2 protein-coding genes are annotated in these 2,468 nt (G+C 65.6%); both read left to right on the forward strand.

Features of this window, described 5'->3' with window-relative positions:
* On the forward strand, nt 1-1,767 hold a 1,767-nt coding region (locus tag WCJ52_RS12720; RefSeq protein WP_336903674.1), incomplete at its 5' end, for an NAD(P)/FAD-dependent oxidoreductase.
* Between the two features lie 28 nt (nt 1,768-1,795).
* Nucleotides 1,796-2,359, forward strand: a complete 564-nt coding sequence (locus tag WCJ52_RS12725) for an NAD(P)H-dependent oxidoreductase (protein ID WP_336903675.1) — start codon at nt 1,796-1,798, stop codon at nt 2,357-2,359.
* The last annotated feature ends 109 nt before the right edge of the window (nt 2,360-2,468 follow it).

Below are 2,468 nucleotides of genomic sequence, written 5' to 3' on the forward strand. Positions count from 1 at the left end.
GAGGCTGAGCAGAAAAAGTTCCTGGCCGAGGCCAAGGCCGCCCTGGTCGAATGGGTCGGCAGGGGTGACGGCAGGACCCACCAGCCCGCCCTCGCCACCCTCCGCCAGATGATGAGCTTCGTGGCCGGCGCGGAGATCCCGGAGGGCTATGCCGACTTTCTCGGCGACGAGCTCAGCCTGGCCGAGACCAATACCAAGACGCCGGTCTGGGAGGCGCCGGGCCTCAAGGCCGGTGCCGCGAAGATGCATGTCCTGGTCATCGGTGCCGGCATGTCCGGCCTGCTCACCGGCATCCGCCTCAGCCAGGCTGGCGTGAGCTACGAGATCCTCGACAAGAATGCCGACGTCGGCGGCACCTGGTTCGAGAACACCTATCCAGGCTGCCGGGTGGACTCCTCCAACCACATCTACTCCTACAGCTTCGAGCCCAACCACCACTGGCCCCAGCACTTCTCCACCCAGCCGATCCTGCTCGAGTACTTCCGGGGCGTCGCCGATCGCTATGACCTGCGCGGCAAGATCGCTTTCGAGACCGAGGTCGAGACCCTCGACTGGGACGAACCCCGAGCCCTCTGGAAGGTCACTGTCCGCGACGGCAAGGGTGCGCGCCGGGTGATCGAGGCCAACGCCGTCGTCACTGCGGTGGGCCAGCTCAATCGTCCTCACGTGCCCGACATCAAGGGTCGGGACCGGTTCTCTGGACCCGCCTTCCACTCCGCCCGCTGGCGCCATGACATAGACCTGACCGGCAAGCGGGTGGCGGTGATCGGCACCGGGGCGAGCGCCTACCAGTTCGTGCCCGAGATCGCGGGCAAGGTGGGCAGCCTGACCGTCTTCCAGCGCACGCCGCCCTGGGGCTTCCCTGTGCCGCACTATCACGAGGCCGTACCGGATGGCATGAACTGGCTGCTGGAGCACGTGCCCTACTACGACAAGTGGTACCGCTTCTGGATGTTCTGGATGGTCACCGACGGGCTTTTGCCCATGGTCACGGCCGATCCCGGCTGGAACGGCCCGCCGACCGCGGTGTCTGCGGCCAATCTTGGGTTCCGGGAGATGATCGCCGGTGCCATTGCCGCCCAGGCCCCGAACCGGCCCGATCTGGTCGAGAAGGTGGTCCCCACCTATCCCGTGGGCGGCAAGCGCGCGCTCCTGGACAATGGGGTCTGGATGGCGGCCCTCCAACGCGACAACGTCTCGCTGGTCACCGACGCCATCACCGAGATCACCGAGACCGGGATCATCACGGCGGACGGTACGGCCCGGGACTTCGACGTCATCATCTACGGTACCGGCTTCTATGCCTCGAAGTTCCTCGAACCCATGAAGATCCGCGGCCGCGGGGGCGCTGACCTCCATGCGACCTGGGATGGCGATCCCCGCGCCTACCTGGGCATGACCAGCCCGGGTTTCCCCAACCTGTTCATGATCTACGGGCCGAACACCAACATCGTCGTCAACGGCTCCATCATCTTCTTCTCCGAGTGTAGCGTCCGCTACATCGTCGGTTGCCTGAAGCTGATGGCCGAGACCGGCGCCCGGGCTATGGAGCCGAAGCCGGAAGTCCACGACGCCTTCAACGCCAGGGTCGACGCCGCCAACGCCCTGATGGCCTGGGGCGCGCCGCAGGTCTCGAGTTGGTATAAGAACGAGAAGGGCAGGGTGACCCAGAACTGGCCCTTTGCCCTCGTGGACTACTGGAGGGCGACCCTGGAGCCGAACGCGGGCGACTTTTCCATCGAGAAGGCGTCGGAACCCGTCGCCTGATCCCCGTATTCGTTTCAGGAGTGCCTTCGTGAAGCTTCAGACCGTCATCTGTTCCACCCGGCCGAACCGGGTGGGTCCCCATATCGCGCGCTGGTTCCAGGGCCTCGCCGAGGGCCATGACGCCTTCGAGGCGATCCTGGTGGATCTGGCGGACTTCAACCTGCCGATCTTCAACGAGCCCTGGCACCCGCGCTTGCGCAACTACCAGTTCGACCACACCAAGGCCTGGTCGGCGAGCGTGGAGTCCGCTGACGCCTACGTCTTCGTCATGCCCGAGTACAACTTCATGCCGCCGCCGGCCTTTGTGAACGCGGTGGACTACCTCTATTCGGAATGGAACGGAAAGCCTGCCGCCTTTGTCAGCTATGGTGGCCAGTCCGGCGGGGTGCGGGCGGTCCAGATGGCCAAGCAGATGCTGACCACGGTCAAGATCATGCCCCTGGTCGAGGGTGTCGCCATCCCGATGGTGGGAGAGCACCTGGACACCGAGAAGGGCTTCATCCCCACCACCGCCCACGGACTGGCGGCCAAGGTCACCCTGGACGAACTCGCACGCTGGAGCCGGGCGCTGAAGACCATGCGCGAGTCCTGACGAGGGCGTCGCCGTTCCAGACCTGGGGGAGGGGAGAGTGGCGCGAATGACGGGACTCGAACCCGCGACCTCCGGCGTGACAGGCCGGCGCTCTAACCAACTGAGCTAC

Source organism: Phenylobacterium sp. (genome assembly GCF_037138395.1).
Classification (GTDB): domain Bacteria; phylum Pseudomonadota; class Alphaproteobacteria; order Caulobacterales; family Caulobacteraceae; genus Phenylobacterium.